Annotated in this window: 11 protein-coding genes and 4 pseudogenes; all 15 read left to right on the top strand. The window is 38.6% G+C overall.

The window, feature by feature from the left end; translation table 11 throughout:
• Positions 1 to 48 precede the first annotated feature (48 nt).
• The 15 genes and pseudogenes from DW965_RS18945 (at position 49) to rhaB (ending at position 17,035) form a co-directional block, all read left to right on the top strand.
• Entirely contained in the window at positions 49 to 297 is a 249-nt protein-coding gene (locus tag DW965_RS18945) for an SMEK domain-containing protein (RefSeq protein WP_147398765.1), read from the top strand.
• Entirely contained in the window at positions 230 to 1,699 is a 1,470-nt protein-coding gene (locus DW965_RS01780; RefSeq protein ID WP_119197955.1) for a hypothetical protein, read from the top strand. The genes DW965_RS18945 and DW965_RS01780 overlap by 68 nt, the downstream gene beginning before the upstream one ends.
• 285 nt (positions 1,700 to 1,984) lie before the next feature.
• A pseudogene (locus DW965_RS01770) lies at positions 1,985 to 3,030 on the top strand (virulence RhuM family protein).
• A 323-nt stretch (positions 3,031 to 3,353) separates the two neighbouring features.
• Positions 3,354 to 3,803 (top strand): annotated as a pseudogene (locus DW965_RS01765) (hypothetical protein); the annotation flags it as partial.
• Positions 3,804 to 3,823: 20 nt separating this feature from the next.
• A pseudogene (locus DW965_RS01760) lies at positions 3,824 to 4,512 on the top strand (response regulator transcription factor).
• Complete coding sequence (locus DW965_RS01755; protein WP_117760522.1) at positions 4,488 to 5,753, top strand: sensor histidine kinase; 1,266 nt, start codon at positions 4,488 to 4,490, stop codon at positions 5,751 to 5,753. Before DW965_RS01760 ends, DW965_RS01755 begins: the two are co-directional and overlap by 25 nt.
• A gap of 177 nt (positions 5,754 to 5,930) precedes the next feature.
• Positions 5,931 to 6,605 carry an ABC transporter ATP-binding protein gene (locus DW965_RS01750; protein ID WP_006426335.1) on the top strand — a complete coding sequence of 225 codons (675 nt, stop codon included), beginning with the start codon at positions 5,931 to 5,933 and terminating at the stop codon, positions 6,603 to 6,605.
• Positions 6,602 to 9,046, top strand: a complete 2,445-nt coding sequence (locus DW965_RS01745; protein ID WP_117760521.1) for an ABC transporter permease — start codon at positions 6,602 to 6,604, stop codon at positions 9,044 to 9,046. The genes DW965_RS01750 and DW965_RS01745 overlap by 4 nt, the downstream gene beginning before the upstream one ends.
• Positions 9,047 to 9,394: 348 nt before the next feature.
• Positions 9,395 to 9,493 (top strand): annotated as a pseudogene (locus DW965_RS20605) (TnpV protein); the annotation flags it as partial.
• A gap of 255 nt (positions 9,494 to 9,748) precedes the next feature.
• Positions 9,749 to 10,744 carry an ROK family protein gene (locus DW965_RS01735; RefSeq protein WP_173827272.1) on the top strand — a complete coding sequence of 332 codons (996 nt, stop codon included), beginning with the start codon at positions 9,749 to 9,751 and terminating at the stop codon, positions 10,742 to 10,744.
• A gap of 397 nt (positions 10,745 to 11,141) precedes the next feature.
• Positions 11,142 to 12,170 carry a zinc-dependent alcohol dehydrogenase gene (locus DW965_RS01730; protein WP_055268459.1) on the top strand — a complete coding sequence of 343 codons (1,029 nt, stop codon included), beginning with the start codon at positions 11,142 to 11,144 and terminating at the stop codon, positions 12,168 to 12,170.
• Between the two features lie 9 nt (positions 12,171 to 12,179).
• On the top strand, positions 12,180 to 12,572 hold the full coding sequence (locus DW965_RS01725) for a VOC family protein (RefSeq protein ID WP_117760520.1): 393 nt from the start codon (positions 12,180 to 12,182) through the stop codon (positions 12,570 to 12,572).
• A gap of 18 nt (positions 12,573 to 12,590) precedes the next feature.
• A complete protein-coding gene (locus DW965_RS01720) occupies positions 12,591 to 13,955 on the top strand; it encodes an MFS transporter (protein WP_117760519.1) in 1,365 nt (454 codons plus the stop codon).
• 568 nt (positions 13,956 to 14,523) lie between these two features.
• Positions 14,524 to 15,378 carry a YitT family protein gene (locus tag DW965_RS01710; protein WP_022461234.1) on the top strand — a complete coding sequence of 285 codons (855 nt, stop codon included), beginning with the start codon at positions 14,524 to 14,526 and terminating at the stop codon, positions 15,376 to 15,378.
• Positions 15,379 to 15,634: 256 nt separating this feature from the next.
• Complete coding sequence (gene rhaB / locus DW965_RS01705) at positions 15,635 to 17,035, top strand: rhamnulokinase (RefSeq protein ID WP_117760518.1); 1,401 nt, start codon at positions 15,635 to 15,637, stop codon at positions 17,033 to 17,035.
• Positions 17,036 to 17,058: the final 23 nt, after the last annotated feature.

The raw sequence follows: 17,058 nt of genomic DNA, 5'->3' as shown, positions 1-17,058 counted from the left end.
CTTTCTACTATACTATTGAAAATAGATTCGCATTGGAGGGATGGATAAATGATTAAAAAAAAGGATATTTATGATAAAATCGTTCATGCATTGTCAATTTTTATTGATGAAATAGAAACAAAGGCAAAGAATAATTTATTAGATGATAATGTATTTTCAGAAGACTTTATTAAAGATTTATTGAATGTGTGTATGGGGTGGAATTTAGTAAACCTAAATGAAGATGTAAATGGTTTTCCTGGAATTGATTTGGGAGATAAAAAAAAGACATATTGGTGTTCAGATAACATCTACTAAAACGAGTAAGAAAATAATAGATTCATTAGATACAATAGTTGACAATAAAGTCGATAATGAGTTTAACGAAATATATTTTTTGATTTTAGGAAGAAAGCAAAAAAGTTATGCCGTTGATTTTTCAAAATATAGCACATTAGATTGCTCAGAGAATAATATTTGGGATATTTTAGACATAGGTGAGTGGTGTGCTCATTATGATGCAGTTCATATGGAGCAGGTTTGGAATGTAATCCAAAGAGAAATTGCTGTGGGAGATTCAAAACCAATAATTTCGCTTGAAGTTAAAAAGAATATTTTTGAACTAAAAACTGTTGTACACATGATTTTAGAAATGGCTAGTCAATTAAAGCAAACTCATTATACAGTAGATAATCATGTGGATGAAATAGAAAATATATTAGGCAAATTAGATGAAGTGTTTTCTTATTTGGATGAAAATACATATTTAGTATGTAAAGAAATTCTTGAAGAAGGTTTAGAACTAGGGAATATAGTAAAGAGATACCAAAAATGGGAATGGAAAATTGAAGCAAGATGTATTCGAATATTAGATAGAAGCTTAATAGAAAAAAATTTACAGGAAGTTTCAGAACTGGTTTCTAATAATATTTTAGGAATGAAAAATGGAGTAGATATTATAATTGATGGAGATAGTTTGTTTGATAGACTTATTGCCTTACAGATTGATCAGGATATCTTGTATAAACAATTTTCTGTTACTAAATTTCAGAAAATTGTTGAGCGTAGCATTATGAGGAATAGTAAAAAATGCATAATTGCGTTTTCGAAAGACATAGGTCAGTATAATGATGAATTGATAAGTAGATTAGAGTCTGAAGGTACGAAGGTAAGAAGTTTTGAAAATAGAACCCAGACGATAGAATTTTTGAGCGAACAATTAAGGGGAAAAATTGAACTTACGTTAATAAGCTCAAGGGGAGATATACTGAGAAAGGTATCTTCTGATAGGGATCAGTGTTATTTATATACGGTTTCGTTTAAAAATGACTTACCATCACATTTTATGCCTGTTTTTTTCTCAAAAGGAGATATATCAGAAATAGAATTGAATAATTGTTTTAATTATAAGGAATGTAAAATAGTAAATATTAAGGATATCACAGAATCAATATATAAAGATATGATTGCTAATGCAAATGATTGTATATCACATCAATTAAGAGTTGGCTGGTCTGGAGATGTATATATTTCAACAATAACAGGAGCAGAAGAGATTGAGGATGTAAAATTTAGATGGGAAAGTTGGGACGCAGGAAATGGATACACTGGACCTCGTGCAGCTTCTGATCATGAATATATTAAACAGTCAGTAAAATCATTAAAACAATGTTGGGAAGATGGAGTTCGTGGGTATTGCGATTATTATGCGATAATTTAATCATACAAGTGGTTTATAGGGAAGTAACAGCGTTAAGGCAGGTATGAGTTGTATGTTCAAAGAAGGGAATTATTAAAACAGATAGGCATAGTAGTATCTTTTGAACAATTAGTGAGTTATTATTGAATGATAAGACATTAAAATGAAATTTTATTTTGAGAAAAACTTGATGAAAAATCTTTTTTGAGCATTTTAATGTATTAAAGATTATGATTCAATCGATATAACTGTTATAGTAAAGACGTTTTAATATGGATGAGAAATAACCAGAAGGAGGCCTCTTATTTGAAAAAGAAAAAAGATGAAATATCCATTCGTTCCAGCGCAGCGGAATATCTGACTTATGTTGCATCTATCGGTGATCAGCAAGACAGTATTGAAATGCGCTATGAGGATGAGAATATATGGCTGGCACAGAGGATGATGGCCACACTGTATGATGTGGATGTTCGTACAATCAATGAGCATATTAAGAAGATTTATTCCGACTCAGAACTTGAGGAAGAAGCAACTATCCGGAAATTCCGGATAGTTCAAACCGAAGGTTCACGCCAGGTCACTCGTGATACGAAACATTATAATCTTCAAATGATTATTGCTGTTGGATTCAAGGTAAACAATGAGCGAGCGGTGCAATTTCGTAAGTGGGCAAATGGCATCGTAAAGGACTACACCATCAAAGGCTGGGTTATTGATGACGAGCGTCTGAAAAATGGTGGTTCAGTTCTCACAACAGAATATTTTGACCGCCTGCTTGAGCAGATTCGTGAGATTCGTTTGTCTGAGCGTAGATTCTATCAAAAGATAACGGACATTTATGCAACAGCTCTTGATTATGACCGCACAGCAAAAACGACAAAGCAGTTCTTTGCAAAAGTGCAGAACAAGATGCATTATGCAGTTCACGGTCATACGGCAGCAGAGTTGATTTACGAGCGAGCAGATGCTGATAAGCCACATATGGGGCTGACCACGTGGGCACAACGCTGGAAGGTAAGATAGTAAAAAGTGATGTGAGCGTTGCGAAGAATTATTTGAGTGAGCAGGAAATGCGTTCACTGGAGCGTATTGTATCTGCTTATCTGGATTTAGCAGAGGACCGTGCAGAACGTCATATTCCAATGACGATGGAGGATTGGTCAAAGCGACTGGATCTATTCCTGATGGCTGATGACAGAGAGGTTCTTCAGGATGCAGGAAAAATTACGGAAGAGATCGCCAAGGCTAAAGCCGAGACTGAATTTGAAAAATATCGTGTTATTCAGGACAGATTATTTATATCTGATTTTGATAAGTACATGCTGGAATTGGAAGAGAATGCGAAGAAGTAGCAGCATCGCCATTAAAATTTCAACTTGCCAAGATCGAGTGCATGGGAGTTGGGGTATTAGTCGTGGCGAAAAATAGCTGTTGACCTGTTCTTTGTAGGAAGAACGGACAAGGTTGAGGCGATGGCGGTTTCACGCAAAATTTGACTTTTATGTTGGAATCACTATAATAGTAGAAACGAATAAAAAAGTTGAACTTTTTCCGTGAACAGGCGAGGTTCAGACTGTGATATGGATAGCGAGTTGTATTAATACTTTTTTTCTACAGAATTTGTTGATATGTTTCCGCAAACAAACGGAGATATTTTGTAACACTCTATATTAGTCTGGATCGGTTCCCGAAAACTGACATCAATCTGGACGTATCGTGCCATGTCGAGACGGTTGTTCTTTTGTCCCAACTGAAACAAAAGCCGGATGATTACATTAATGTCACGATTGAACTTGATAATGTGGATATAACATCTGCAGAGACTAAGGCTACATATGATGAGATAAAGAAGTATGTGGCTGAACATAATGCCGGCATGAAGGTTTCCAATCTGTATATCTCACAGGTAAAGAGAAAATGCGGAATTGAGGTTGGAAAGAATTTGCGCGTTGCAACGAGGAGAATGGACTGCTTGCAGGGCAATTCGACGACTGCCGCGACAGACTTGGAACTTGTTCCAAGTCCTAATTTACCTAAAAATGAAGATAGCAGGCAACCGCAGTGTCCAGAAGATAAAGAGAGTGCAATTGTGGAGGCATTGAAGCATTTTAAGATGAATAGTTAATAAAGAGAGGTGCAGATGCTATGCCAGGTATACTCGTGGTTGAAGATGATGAAAATTTAAATCGTGGAATTACATTTTCACTGAAAAAATCCGGATATGAGGTTTTTCAGCAGAATCAGTGAAAAAAGCGAAAAGAATTGCAAGTGATCATAATGTGGATGTTACCATTTGTGATGTGAATCTTCCGGATGGGAATGGACTGGAATTTGTAAGGTGGATGAGATGCAATTATAATACATACATTATTTGTCTTACAGCACTAGATCAGGAGATGGATCAGGTCATGGGATATGAAGCAGGGGCAGATGATTATATTACAAAGCCGTTTAGTCTTTCGGTACTTCTTTTGAAAATAGAAGCACATTTCCGCCGCAGACAGGAGAAAACGGAAGCCGGAAAGATGATTTCGGGAGATATCGTATTTATCGCAGGAGAAATGAAAGTCCTGATAAAGAGTCGTGAAATCAGTCTGACAAAAACGGAGTTGAAAATGCTGACTTTTTTTCTTCAGAATCCGAAACAGATTCTTTCAAAAACACAAATATTGGAAAATGTGTTTGATCTGGAAGGGGATTTTGTGGATGAAAATACAATCGCTGTCAATATCAGAAGACTCCGTGAGAAAATCGAAGACAATCCGGCTGCACCGGTCTATATCAAGAATATCAGAGGTCTTGGGTATATATGGAATCAGGAGGTAAGGCAGTGACAAAGAGATATCGCAAGAAGATTACAGTAGTGCTCTCCTTGGTATTACCTGTCATAGTATTGTTTGCAATATTAAATTGCTTTACCACGTATGTGTTTTATGAAGATTACAAATATAAAATGAATCTTATGACAGAGATTGCTGCAAAGGAAGAATTTTCCGGGCTGGATGCTGTTTCGGAATTGCTTAAGGATAAGGATATTGAAACTAACGAACAGGGAAGGCGATTATTGGAGCAATATGGATACTGGGGAAATAAAGGGAATGTGTTTTATTCGCAATTCCGGCATCAGGTTATGGTGACCGGTGCTGTAAGCACTGTGATATGCGTGCTTCTTTTGATTATTTTATTTTATTGGAAGAAGACAGAAGATGCGTGTCATCAGAAAATTTTAGACCAGTTAGAAGAAATTCTGATCAGATTCCGTGAAAATAAATTTAATGATTTACTGAAAACGGAAAATCACGCTGAACTGGAAAAATTGAATGACCAGCTTGAAGCAATCGGACATCATATTCAGTTGCTAAAGGAAGAAGCACGGGAAGAAAAAGAGAGCACGAAAGAAATGGTTTCTGATATCTCTCACCAGTTAAAGACACCGGTTGCAGCTTTGGATATATGTTTTAGTGTGCTGATGCAGAATGACTTAAGTGTCACAGAACAGGAGGAGTTTCGTATTCGTTGTCGGAGTGCTCTGGATGGACTGGAGACATTATTGCAGTCGCTTCTTGAAATATCCAAGATGGAAACTGGACTGATTCAGATGAATAAGAAAAAACTTCCACTTATAGATACTGTCATATCTGCTGTGAATCGTACATATCCAAAAGCGGATGAGAAAGAAATTGAATTCGTTTTTGACTATGAAAAAGAGCTGGAAACATGCACGATTATGCAGGATAAAAGGTGGCTTGGCGAAGCTGTGATCAACGTTCTGGATAATGCGGTCAAGTACAGTCCGGGTGGTTCAAAAATATTTATCCGGTTACAAAAAAGAAACGATCTTGTAAGAATGGAAATTGAGGATCAGGGAATTGGTATTCCGCAGAATGAGTATCACAAAATTTTTCAACGATTTTACAGAGGAAGTTCCAGGGAGGTCATGGAAAAGAGTGGTACAGGAATCGGACTTTTTCTATCGAGAGAAATTATCGAAAAGCACGCAGGTATGATTACGGTAACCTCCGGTAAAAAGAAAAAAGGAAGCACGTTTGTGATTCAATTACCATATGTTAGTTAAATTTTAAATGAGCAGAAATCTTACAATTCTGTAAGACTTCTGCTCGTTTTTGAAAGTGAAATGAAAGATTATCCTGATACAATTTGGATGTAGGTTGAAAAATGACCAAATATATAAACAGGCAAAGAAAGCGTGTTGAAAAGGTACGTTTTACAGAATTGAAAAGGAGGTAGCACATTGAGTGTGATATTAGAAACCAAGCAGCTTTGTAAGTTTTATGGCGCAGGTGAGAATCAGGTCAAAGCGGTCAATCAGGTGGACATTCAGATTGAGCAGGGAGAATTTGTCGCAATTGTTGGAAAGTCAGGTTCCGGTAAAAGTACATTACTTCATATGCTTGGAGGGCTAGACACCCCTACAAAAGGCAGTGTTACTTTAGCAGGGAAAGATTTATACAGGATGAAGGAAGATGCCCTTGCTGTTTTCCGCAGAAGAAAAATCGGATTTGTTTTTCAGGCATTTAATCTGGTTTCATCTGTTAATGTCTGGGAAAATATTGTACTGCCACTGGGGCTGGATGGAAGAAAAGTGGATGAAGCGTATGTAAATGATATTATTGCAACTCTGGGGATTGAAAACCGGATTTATAATCTGCCAAATCAGTTATCCGGAGGACAGCAGCAGAGAGTAGCAATTGCAAGAGCACTGGTGAATCGTCCGGAAATTATATTTGCAGATGAGCCGACAGGAAATCTTGATTCTAAGACCAGTGATGAGGTAATCGCTCTGCTTAAGATGACAGCAAAAAAATATGGACAGACAATTGTAATGATTACCCATGATGACGAAATTGCACAGGTCGCTGACCGTATTCTGGTGATTGAGGACGGACAGGTGGTGGATTTCAGATGAAGACAATAAGCAGGATTGCATATAGCAATGACAAAAAGAACAAGACAAGAAGTATACTGATTATGATGTCCATATGTCTGACTACGATGCTGCTTGTGATTATCAGTACTGTGGGAAATGGAATGATACGTTTGCAGAAAAGTCAGGCGGCAGGCTCATATGGAAGCAATTATGGTCTGTTTGTCGCAGCAGATGGTACGCAATTAAAAGAAGTGGAACGCAGAGCTGAGATATCTGATATCGGCATCATGTGTACGGAGGGCATCCTGAAAGGAAATGAAAATGGCGGGTTTGTCTGCATGGATGAGACTGCAAGAAAAATGCTTCCCTATAATAAGGAATATGAGTTAAAGGAAGGAAAGTATCCGGAAAAAATGCAGGAAATTGCCGCCGGAAGAGCTTTTTTTCGTGCAATGGGATATGATGATGTAAAGGTCGGAGATACGGTTACACTGGATTACCGTGTAGGGATGCGGTCAGAATATAAGCCGGAAGAGTTTGTTGTCAGCGGAATCCTATATGATCGGGATGAGTATACCATCGAGGCATCTTATGTTGCTTTCGGGTCACAGGAGTTTTATGATGAGCACGTCGCAGAGAATGACAGACAGTATAATATCTATTTTACGTTAAACGATTCTGCAAATGTATCTATGAATAATATTGAACCGGTTATAAAGCAGATTGCAGCAACTTGTGGAATCGAAGAAAAAAACGTTATAGTCAATGATCTCTATTTGCAATGGGTCTTGCAGCCGAGTTATGAAACGATTGCGGTATGTGGAATTCTGATTCTTGCAATTGTACTTTTCTCTGTTGTGGTCATTTATAATATTTTTCAGGTCGGTATTGTCAACAAGATACAGGAGTATGGAAAAATCAAGGCTCTGGGAGCGACAAAAAAGCAGATGAAACAACTGATCTTCAGAGAGGGCATTTTTTTGACCATTTTTTCCATACCAGTTGGATTGATTCTTGGTTTTCTGATTGCAAAATGCGGTTTTAACTGGCTGGTAGAACAGGGAAACCTTGTATCAACCGGAACTGGCTCTATGGGAGTTCAAAATCAGCAGGTGCCTCTGTTTTCCCTGCCTGTTATGCTTCTCTGTATTTTCGTATCATTTCTTACCGTTGCTTTGGCACTGCGTAAACCAATGAAAATTGTTTCACGGATTTCACCTATCGAAGCAACACGGTATTTAGAAAATGCAGAAACACACAAAAAAGGAAAACGAAATGGCAGAAAAAATGTCACCGTGTTTTCTATGGCAATGGCAAATGTAACGGGTAATCCCAAAAGAACTATTGGTACTATCCTCACAATGGGTTTTTCTTGCGTATTGTTTGTGATTATCTCTAATTATGTGGGAAATATTGACACGGAGCATGAAGCACGTCTTTCCGTTAATCATGGACAATTTGAACTGCAGCTTGACTATTCTGCTGAGTATGATGAAAGATATCCGGAGAATAACCTGGATACGATTCTGACGGATGATCCATTGAATGATTCGCTGATTGAAGAAATCAAAAGCATTCCGGGAGTAACAGATGTCATGACGAGAGAGATTGTCTCTGTAAATCTGAACGGAACAAGATTTCCGGCTGATATTGTGAGTAAAAATGATTTTGATTTTATGCGCCAAGACGGGGACATTGGCTCTATGGACTATGATCAGGCGGTAAAGAATGGTGAAATTTTCTTTGGCTGGTCAACGTGGATGGAACAAGATGGATATGCTCCGGGTGAATCCATTGCATTTGACTTTGAGAATGGAAGTGAAACCTATACCTATCAGGGAAAGATTGCAGGATCCTTTGTAAGCGCGGACACTTATCTTGTCATTCCGGAAGGTGTATACCGTTCCATGAATCCGAGAGGAACAGCCTATGGCTATCTGTGGGTGGACTGTGATAAAAAAGATGTGGCATCTGTAGAACAAAGTCTGAATACTTTGATTTCTAATACTTCGCATATAAAAATGGATACTTATCATGCGCAGTTACAATCTGCCGAATTTGCAAGCAGCATGATGAAGCTTGGCTGTTATCTGTTTATGGCTATTGTAGGACTCATCGGGTTTATGAATATGGCGAATACCATGATCATGAATATTACGACAAAAAAGCAGGAATATGGTATATTACAGGCTGTGGGTATGACAAATAAACAATTAAATTTATGCCTGCAGTTACAGGGACTGATGTTTACGGTTGGGACCATATGCGTAGCTTTGATCATTGGTCTGCCGCTCGGCTATGCACTTTTTTTCTATGCAAAACATAATGGAATATTTGGAATGAATATCTATCATGTTCCAATCGTACCAATTTTTATTATGATTTTTTTGGTCGGTCTGTTGCAGATTGTACTTTCCTGCGTTTTAAGCAGTAATCTGAAAAAGGAAACGCTGGTAGAAAGAATAAGGTATCAGGGATAGCAAGTAATATGTAATGAACTAGGTCTTAACGAAGAGGAGAAATAGATAACTTCCATTTTGTATGTATGATAAATCTAAACAGTATTTTAGCAACATTTCCTGAGTGGGGGCAGAAAGTGCCCCCACTTTCACTATTTGGGGGCGAAAAGCGCCACCATATATCATAAATGATGGGTTCAAGGGGAAAATCCCTTATAAGTTTTTTTGAAAACTGTCGTTTGGTAAAATCTATTCCATTTTTAAAAGCCTTGCGATAAAATATGTTCTGTGAGACGGTAGTTCTTTTGTCCCAACAAAAGCCAGATGACACGATAGAGATCGACTTAGATTTAGAAGTTGGATGCAACCAGTGCTGAGTTGAAAGCTCGTGATCAGATGGAATGGGTCAGATTGGTAAATGGTATTCGTAATATGGCAGAAGAACTTGTGCTAAAAGAATTGGTGTAGATCTAAAGCGTGGAAAACTCCTTCGGGAGCTTTTGGCTGTTTATAAGATAAATTCTGTCGGAGATTTATTATAAAACATTACTTTACAAGAAGAATAAAAAAGCATATAATTCTTTTATAATATATTTAATAAAAGAGGGTAAGAAAACGGAAAATAAAGATAAAAAAAATACAACAAGAAAAAAATAAATTAATTATGTGCTAAACAAGCATGTTACATCCAAGGCGGAAATCGCAAAAGAGTTAAACTTGAGTATGCCGACTGTGTTAGCAAATGTGAATGACTTATTAGAAAAAATGGTGTTGGAAGAAACTGGGGAATATGCTTCGACCGGTGGACGAAAGGCAAAAAGTATAGGGATTAATAAGTCATACTGTCATGCAATGGGAATTTTGATTACAGCGAATCATATAGAAATGGTATTAGTAAATCTTGGAGATGAGATTATAAAAAAAGATCGCATCCGTTTAAAATTTACGGCAGAATTATTCTATTGTACAGAGGTGGCACAAAAGGTCAAAAATTTTCTTGAAGGCGAATTAGCGAAGGACACGCTACTTGGGATTGGAGTGGCGATTCCAGGAATTATTGATCAGAAAGAACGGATCGTTTTAAAATCCCATGCTTTAGGTATAGAGAATTATAGTCTGCGCTTTTTAGAGCAGGCGTTGGAAATTCCAGTATATTTTGAAAACGATGCTAATGCTGCAATGCTTGCAGAAAAAAAGCAAAAGTATCCAAATGCGATATATCTGTCTTTGAACCACACCTTAGGAGGTGCATTCTGCATAGATGGAAAGCTGTTTCGAGGGCAGAACCAGAAAGCAGGGGAGTTTGGTCACATGATACTCGTTCCCGGTGGAAGAAAGTGTTATTGTGGTAAATCAGGATGTGCAGATGCATATTGTGCAGCAAGTGTACTGACACAAGATAACAGGCAGTCACTGGATGCATTTATGGAAAAAATTGAAAGTGGTGATGAAAAAAATTTGCAGACATGGAATGAGTATTTGGATCATCTTGCTGTTTTGATATCAAATCTGCGGATGGCATATGATATGGACATCATACTAGGAGGTGATGTGGGAGGCGTATTGTCAGATTATATGATACCACTGGGAGAAAAAGTGATGGCATATAATGGCTTTGAGCATGATGTTTCATACTTGAAAAATTGTTCGTATAAGAAAGAAGCGTCGGCTGTTGGAGCCGCGAAATACTTTTTTACAAAACATATGGTAGAATTGTAATTTTTTTGAATGCAGATAAGCAGTCCACCGCATCTGGTGCGTAGGGAATTAAGCGTTGGGTAAGGGGATGTTTAGTCTGTTGGAGTTAAAAACTCCCACTGACAAGTTGCAAAGCGAATGCGATGTCCGATTTATATGTGTGAAAAACGAGAAGTTGTGTAAAATTAGAAAAAGATATTATAGTAAAAAAACGGAAAGAAAACAGTAACTACGGTTTCCTTTCCGTTTTTTTGCATATTAATTGTGAAAAATATACAAAAAATATATTTTGAAATTATGAAATATATAAAAATATGAAAAAACATATTGACAAATTGTGTTTATAGGACAATAATATAATTACTTTAATAAAACGTTTTATAAAACTCATAACAATATAAAAAAGGAGGAAACAACTATGTTACAGCAGGTAATGACAAATCCAGGAGAAATTATTTTCAGAGAGATTCCGGTTCCGGAGGTAAAGGAAAATCAGGTGTTGGTAAAGATTATGAATATTGGTGTTTGTGGATCAGATATTCATGTTTATCATGGAAAACATCCGTTTACAAAATATCCGGTAACACAGGGACATGAGGTTTCTGGTGAGATTACAGAACTTGGAAAAAATATCACCGAGTTTCATGTGGGACAGAAGGTGACGATAGAGCCGCAGGTATATTGTGGACATTGCTATCCATGTCGTCATGGAAAGTATAATCTCTGTGAGGAATTAAAAGTAATGGGATTTCAGACGACAGGAACAGCATCTGAGTATTTTGCAGTGGATGCATCTAAAGTAACACCTATTCCGGAAGATATGTCCTATGAAGAAGGAGCTATGATCGAACCTCTTGCTGTGGCAGTTCATGGTGTAAAACAGATGGGCGATGTGGCTGGCATGAATATTGCAGTCCTTGGAGCAGGACCGATCGGAAATCTCGTGGCACAGACAGCAAAAGGAATGGGAGCAGCGAAAGTGATGATCACAGATATCAGTGATCTTAGACTTGCGAAGGCAAAAGAATGTGGAATTGATGTGTGTGTGAATACCAAAAATAAAGACTTCGGTGAGGCGATGATCGAAGCATTTGGACCGGACAAGGCGGATGTGATCTACGACTGTGCCGGAAACAATATCACAATGGGACAGGCAATTAAATATGCAAGAAAAGGAAGCACGATCGTACTGGTGGCTGTTTTTGCAGGAATGGCAGAAGTAGATCTTGCAGTGGCAAATGACCACGAACTTGACATTAAGAGCACGATGATGTACCGCCATGATGATTACATAGATGGAATCAGACTGGTAAATGAGGGCAAAGTTCATTTGAAACCGCTCATCTCAAAGACATTTGCTTTTAAAGATTATCTGAAGGCATACCAGTATATTGATGATAACCGCGAGACAACGATGAAAGTAATTATCAACGTCAGTGAAAAGTAAGGAGTTCGTATGGAAAATAAATATGGAATTGTCGGAGTTGCCCATGTCGGGCTTCCGACAAACGATTTACAGAAAACAGTTGAGTTTTATAAGAGTCTTGGATTTGAAGTGATTATGCAGTCTTATAATGAAAAAGCAGGGGAAAAAGTGGCATTTTTACAGATAAAAAATTATTGTATAGAGACTTTTGAAAATGGGCAGGCGGCAATGTCAGACGGTGCATACCAACATGTTGCACTTGATGTGGAAGACATTGAAAGTATGTATCAGAAAATCTGCAATGAAAAATACACAATTATTACAGACGGAATCGAAGAACTACCATTTTGGGAAAATGGTGTGAAGTATTTTATGATTAAGGGACCAAATGAGGAAAGAATAGAGTTCTGTCAGAAACTCTGATAAAAATAGGAGAGACATATGGGAAGCGAAAACAAAAATGGAAAAGTACCGCTGATCAGTAAGATTGCATATGGGTTTGGTGATGTTGGATGTAATTTCAGCTGGATGTTCGTCAGTAATTTTCTGATGATATTTTATACAGACGTGTTCGGAATCAGTATGGCGGCTGTGTCAGCACTTATGCTTTTTTCAAGATTCTGGGATGCAATCAATGATCCAATCGTCGGGGGATTTACAGATAAAACAAAATCGAGATGGGGACGGTACCGTCCATGGCTGTTAGTAGCGGCACCAATCACAGCGATTCTTCTTGTTATGACATTCTGGGCAAGACCCGACTGGCCGCAGAATGGAAAGATCATTTATATGGTAATTACATATTGTCTGCTGGTTTTGGGGTATACCTGTGTGAATATTCCATATGGAACCTTGTGTGGTGCTATGACACAGGATATTGATGAACGTGCAAAAATAAATACATCCCGTTCGGTTGCAGCGATGATTGCAATTGGTGTGTTAAATATTATCACAGTTCCACTGCTCAGCAAATTCGGCAGTCACAGTGCAAAGACAGGATATCTGACGGTTGCGGTCATATATGGATGTATTTTTACAGCCTGTCATTTCTTCTGCTTTGCGAAGACGAAAGAGGCAGTGATTACTCCGGAAAAAGAAAAAATTTCTGTAAAGATACAGTTGAAAGCAGTTATGCAGAACAGACCATATCTTCTTGCATTGGCAGGACAGATATTATTTGGATTTACATTGTATGGTAGAAACGCAGATATTCTGTACTACTTTACATATGTGGAAGGAAATGCCTCCTACTACACAACTTATTCGATGTGCATCATTATTCCTTCTATCATCGGGGCAGCCTGTTTTCAACCATTATTCCGCAAGCTGAATAATAAAGGAAGAACAGCATCTCTCTTTGCTTTGTTTACAGGAATTTCCATGTTGTCTATGTTTTTCTTCAATGCCAAAGAATCATCAGCTATTTTTTATGCATTATCTGGTCTCACACAGTTTTTTTTCTCTGGATTTAATACCGCAATCTATGCAATTATTCCAGACTGTGTGGAATATGGTGAGTGGAAAACCGGACTTAGAAATGATGGTTTTCAGTATGCATTTATTTCACTTGGAAATAAAATCGGAATGGCAGTTGGAACAGCACTTTTAGCAGGATTACTTGGAAAATATGGTTATATTGCAAATCAGACACAAAATGCAATTGTACTTTCAATTATGAAACATGCATTTACGACGATTCCAGGTGTACTGTGGATTGTGACTGCGGTTGTATTATTTTTCTACCGGTTAAATAAAAAACGTTATAACGAGATTGTGGAAGAACTGAAAAATGGAAGAAAAAGTTGACATCGTGGCATTGGAAGAATTGCTGATTGATTTTACGGAAGCAGGACACAGCCAGGATGGGAGGAAATTAAAATACCGATACCAATAGAAATTTTAAAATCGGATACAATCTGAATGGCGTTTGCTTTTCTTCCGCCGGTGGATGCAAAAAGCCGTTTTTTTTTCTATCAGACCTTCCTGCTCCAGAAGGTTGAGGTTCTGGCTGACTGTGGATAAACCCATCTGCAGTTCCTGAACGATCTGCTGCTTGGAGGTCTTTTTCTTTCTGTAAATATATTGGTAAACCTTTGAGTTATTTATTTTTTGAGACTAATGTTGGTCAGTCCCTTTTCATTCATGATGTTCTCCTGATTGTGTTACAAGATAATATTAAGTATCAAAATTATTGTAGCATAGAACGAAAAAAAGCAATAAAAAGGATATGCATTACAGAAAGCTGACGGAAAAGCAACAACGATACACAAATATGTTGGAATGATTTCTGGAAAGGGTTTACATATCTTCAAAATGCCATTAATATAAAGAAGGGATCTTCCCATCCATAAAAAATAAGATACGGAGAATTAACATGAAAAAACAATTGAAGGATACTCAGATTCTGTTGGAAATCCTGATCCTGACAGCAGCTGTTGCTATTATTGCAGCGGCAGTCTATTTTTTTCTGGTACCAAGCCATACTTCTGTCAGCAGTATTTCGGGTCTTGGTATCGTACTTTCCAACTTTGTACCGTTGCCCCTTTCCGCCATCACCATGATTCTGAACGTAGTACTTCTGATCATCGGCTTTTTTACCTGCGGAAGAGAATTTGGTGTAAAAACCGTCTACACCAGTATCATGCTTCCTGTTTTTCTTGGACTTTTTGAAAAAATCTTCCCGGATTTTGGTTCGATGACAAACAGTCAGGAGCTGGATGTTCTGTGCTATACACTTGTAGTCAGTGTGGGACTCAGTATTCTTTTTAACAGAAATGCTTCTTCCGGCGGACTTGATATTGTAGCAAAGATCATGAATAAATATCTTCATATGGAGCTTGGAAAAGCCATGTCTCTGTCTGGTATGTGTGTTGCTCTGTCTGCAGCACTCGTTTACGACAAGAAAACGGTAGTTTTGAGTATTCTTGGAACGTATTTTAACGGAATTGTTCTGGATCATTTTATTTTTGACCATAATATCAAACGCCGGGTATGTATCATCACTCCAAAGGAAGAAGAACTTCGGGAATTTATTCTTCATGAGCTGCACAGCGGTGCTACGATCTATGAAGCCTATGGTGCCTATAACATGCAGAAGCGCAAAGAAATCATCACGATCGTAGACAAGACCGAATACCAGAAGCTGATGAATTTTATCAACAAACTTGATCCGAAAGCGTTTATCACAGTTTATAATGTATCCAACATGAGATATCAGCCTAAAATGTAAAAAAGTTCCGCAGCACCTCAATCACAGAAGTGCTGCGGAATTTTTTTACCGTAATTTCCTGTGAAAACGTTTCTTGAATTACCCCATGGAGCAAAAACTCCGGCGCGGCTGAAGGAGAAGAAGAGCGAACGGATGCAGATGGATACGATCAATGACATCGTTATAGTGCAAATAAGGACACTTTTTTAGACAAAGCGTGTTCTTTTTTTACCACATAAAGTTATCTATAATTAGAGACAGAAAATGGAGGAAGGGTATGAAAAGATATTATTTAGCAATTGATATAGGAGCATCCAGCGGAAGGCATATTCTCGGGCATATGGAAGATGGGAAAATGGTTCTCGAGGAAGTTTACCGTTTCCCGAATGGAATGCAGAAACGGGACGGTGAGAAGGTGTGGGATATCGAGGCACTCTTCGAAGCTGTGTTGGCCGGAATGAAAAAATGCAGAGAACTTGGAAAGATCCCGGTGAGTGTCGGAATTGATACATGGGCAGTTGATTTTGTCCTTCTGGACAAGGATGATCAGCGGATCGGAAATGCCGTTGCTTATCGCGATGACCGCACGAAAGGAATGGATGATGAGGTTTATCGCACAGTGCCGGAGGAAGAACTCTATGCATCGACCGGTATTCAGAAACAAATTTTTAACAGTATTTATCAGCTCATGGCGTGGAAGAAGAAAAAGCCGGAACAGCTGGAAAAAGCAGAGACGTTGCTGATGATTCCGGATTACCTGAATTTCCTGCTTTCCGGCGTGAAAGCGCAGGAATACACAAATGCAACAACGACCCAGCTCGTCAATCCGGAAACCGGGGACTGGAACAGGGAGATGATTCAAAAACTGGGATACCCGGAGAAAATCTTCCTGCCGATCCGTGAACCGGGGACTGTGATTGGTCGTCTGAAAAAAGAAATTCAGGAGCAGGTCGGCTTCGACTGTGAGATTGTTCTTCCCGCAACACACGACACAGGCTCCGCAGTAGTCGCTGTGCCAAGCAATGAGGAACATGTACTCTACATCAGCTCCGGAACCTGGTCTCTGATGGGAACAGAATTAAAAGAGGCCGATTGCGGAACAGAAGCTATGCAGCACAATTTTACCAATGAGGGCGGCTACAACAGAAAATACCGTTTCCTGAAAAATATCATGGGTCTGTGGATGGTCCAGTCTGTGAAAAAAGAAATCGCAGAAGATTTAAGCTTTGGAACGATCTGCGAAATGGCATCGAAATGCACCATCCCATCTATCGTGGATGCAAACGACGATCGTTTCCTTGCACCGGAACATATGACAGCCGAGGTACAGAAGGCATGTGAAGAAAGTGGCCAGCAGATACCGCAGGGAATTGCAGAGGTTGCAGCAGTGATCTATAACAGCCTGGCAGTATGCTATGCAAAGACATTAAAAGAACTGGAAGAAAAAACAGGCTGCCGGTACCGAACTATTCATGTCGTAGGCGGCGGCGCCAATGCCGGTTATCTGAACCGGCTGACAGCAGAAAAGACCGGAAGAACCGTGCTGGCGGGACCGACCGAGGCAACTGCCATCGGAAATCTGGCGGTACAGATGATCACCGGAAAAGAATGCAGCAATTTGAAAGATGCGAGAAACTGTATTTTCCATTCCTTCGAAATCAAACAATATGAGCCATAAAAAATGAGACGAAAGGTTAAAAG

This window comes from Blautia sp. AM47-4 (assembly GCF_003479865.1).
GTDB lineage: Bacteria > Bacillota > Clostridia > Lachnospirales > Lachnospiraceae > Fusicatenibacter > Fusicatenibacter saccharivorans.
The sequence above is the reverse complement of the archived record's forward strand: the minus strand, read 5'-3'. Positions and strand labels throughout refer to the sequence as shown.

Bases quoted from the DNA above. Each gene is read 5' to 3' on its own strand.
- DW965_RS18945 (WP_147398765.1), top strand. From the start codon at position 49: ATGATTAAAAAAAAGGATATTTATGATAAAATCGTTCATGCATTGTCA.
- DW965_RS01780 (WP_119197955.1), top strand. From the start codon at position 230: ATGGTTTTCCTGGAATTGATTTGGGAGATAAAAAAAAGACATATTGGT.
- DW965_RS01755 (WP_117760522.1), top strand. From the start codon at position 4,488: ATGGAATCAGGAGGTAAGGCAGTGACAAAGAGATATCGCAAGAAGATT.
- DW965_RS01745 (WP_117760521.1), top strand. From the start codon at position 6,602: ATGAAGACAATAAGCAGGATTGCATATAGCAATGACAAAAAGAACAAG.
- DW965_RS01735 (WP_173827272.1), top strand. From the start codon at position 9,749: ATGCCGACTGTGTTAGCAAATGTGAATGACTTATTAGAAAAAATGGTG.
- DW965_RS01730 (WP_055268459.1), top strand. From the start codon at position 11,142: ATGTTACAGCAGGTAATGACAAATCCAGGAGAAATTATTTTCAGAGAG.
- DW965_RS01725 (WP_117760520.1), top strand. From the start codon at position 12,180: ATGGAAAATAAATATGGAATTGTCGGAGTTGCCCATGTCGGGCTTCCG.
- DW965_RS01720 (WP_117760519.1), top strand. From the start codon at position 12,591: ATGGGAAGCGAAAACAAAAATGGAAAAGTACCGCTGATCAGTAAGATT.
- DW965_RS01710 (WP_022461234.1), top strand. From the start codon at position 14,524: ATGAAAAAACAATTGAAGGATACTCAGATTCTGTTGGAAATCCTGATC.
- rhaB (WP_117760518.1), top strand. From the start codon at position 15,635: ATGAAAAGATATTATTTAGCAATTGATATAGGAGCATCCAGCGGAAGG.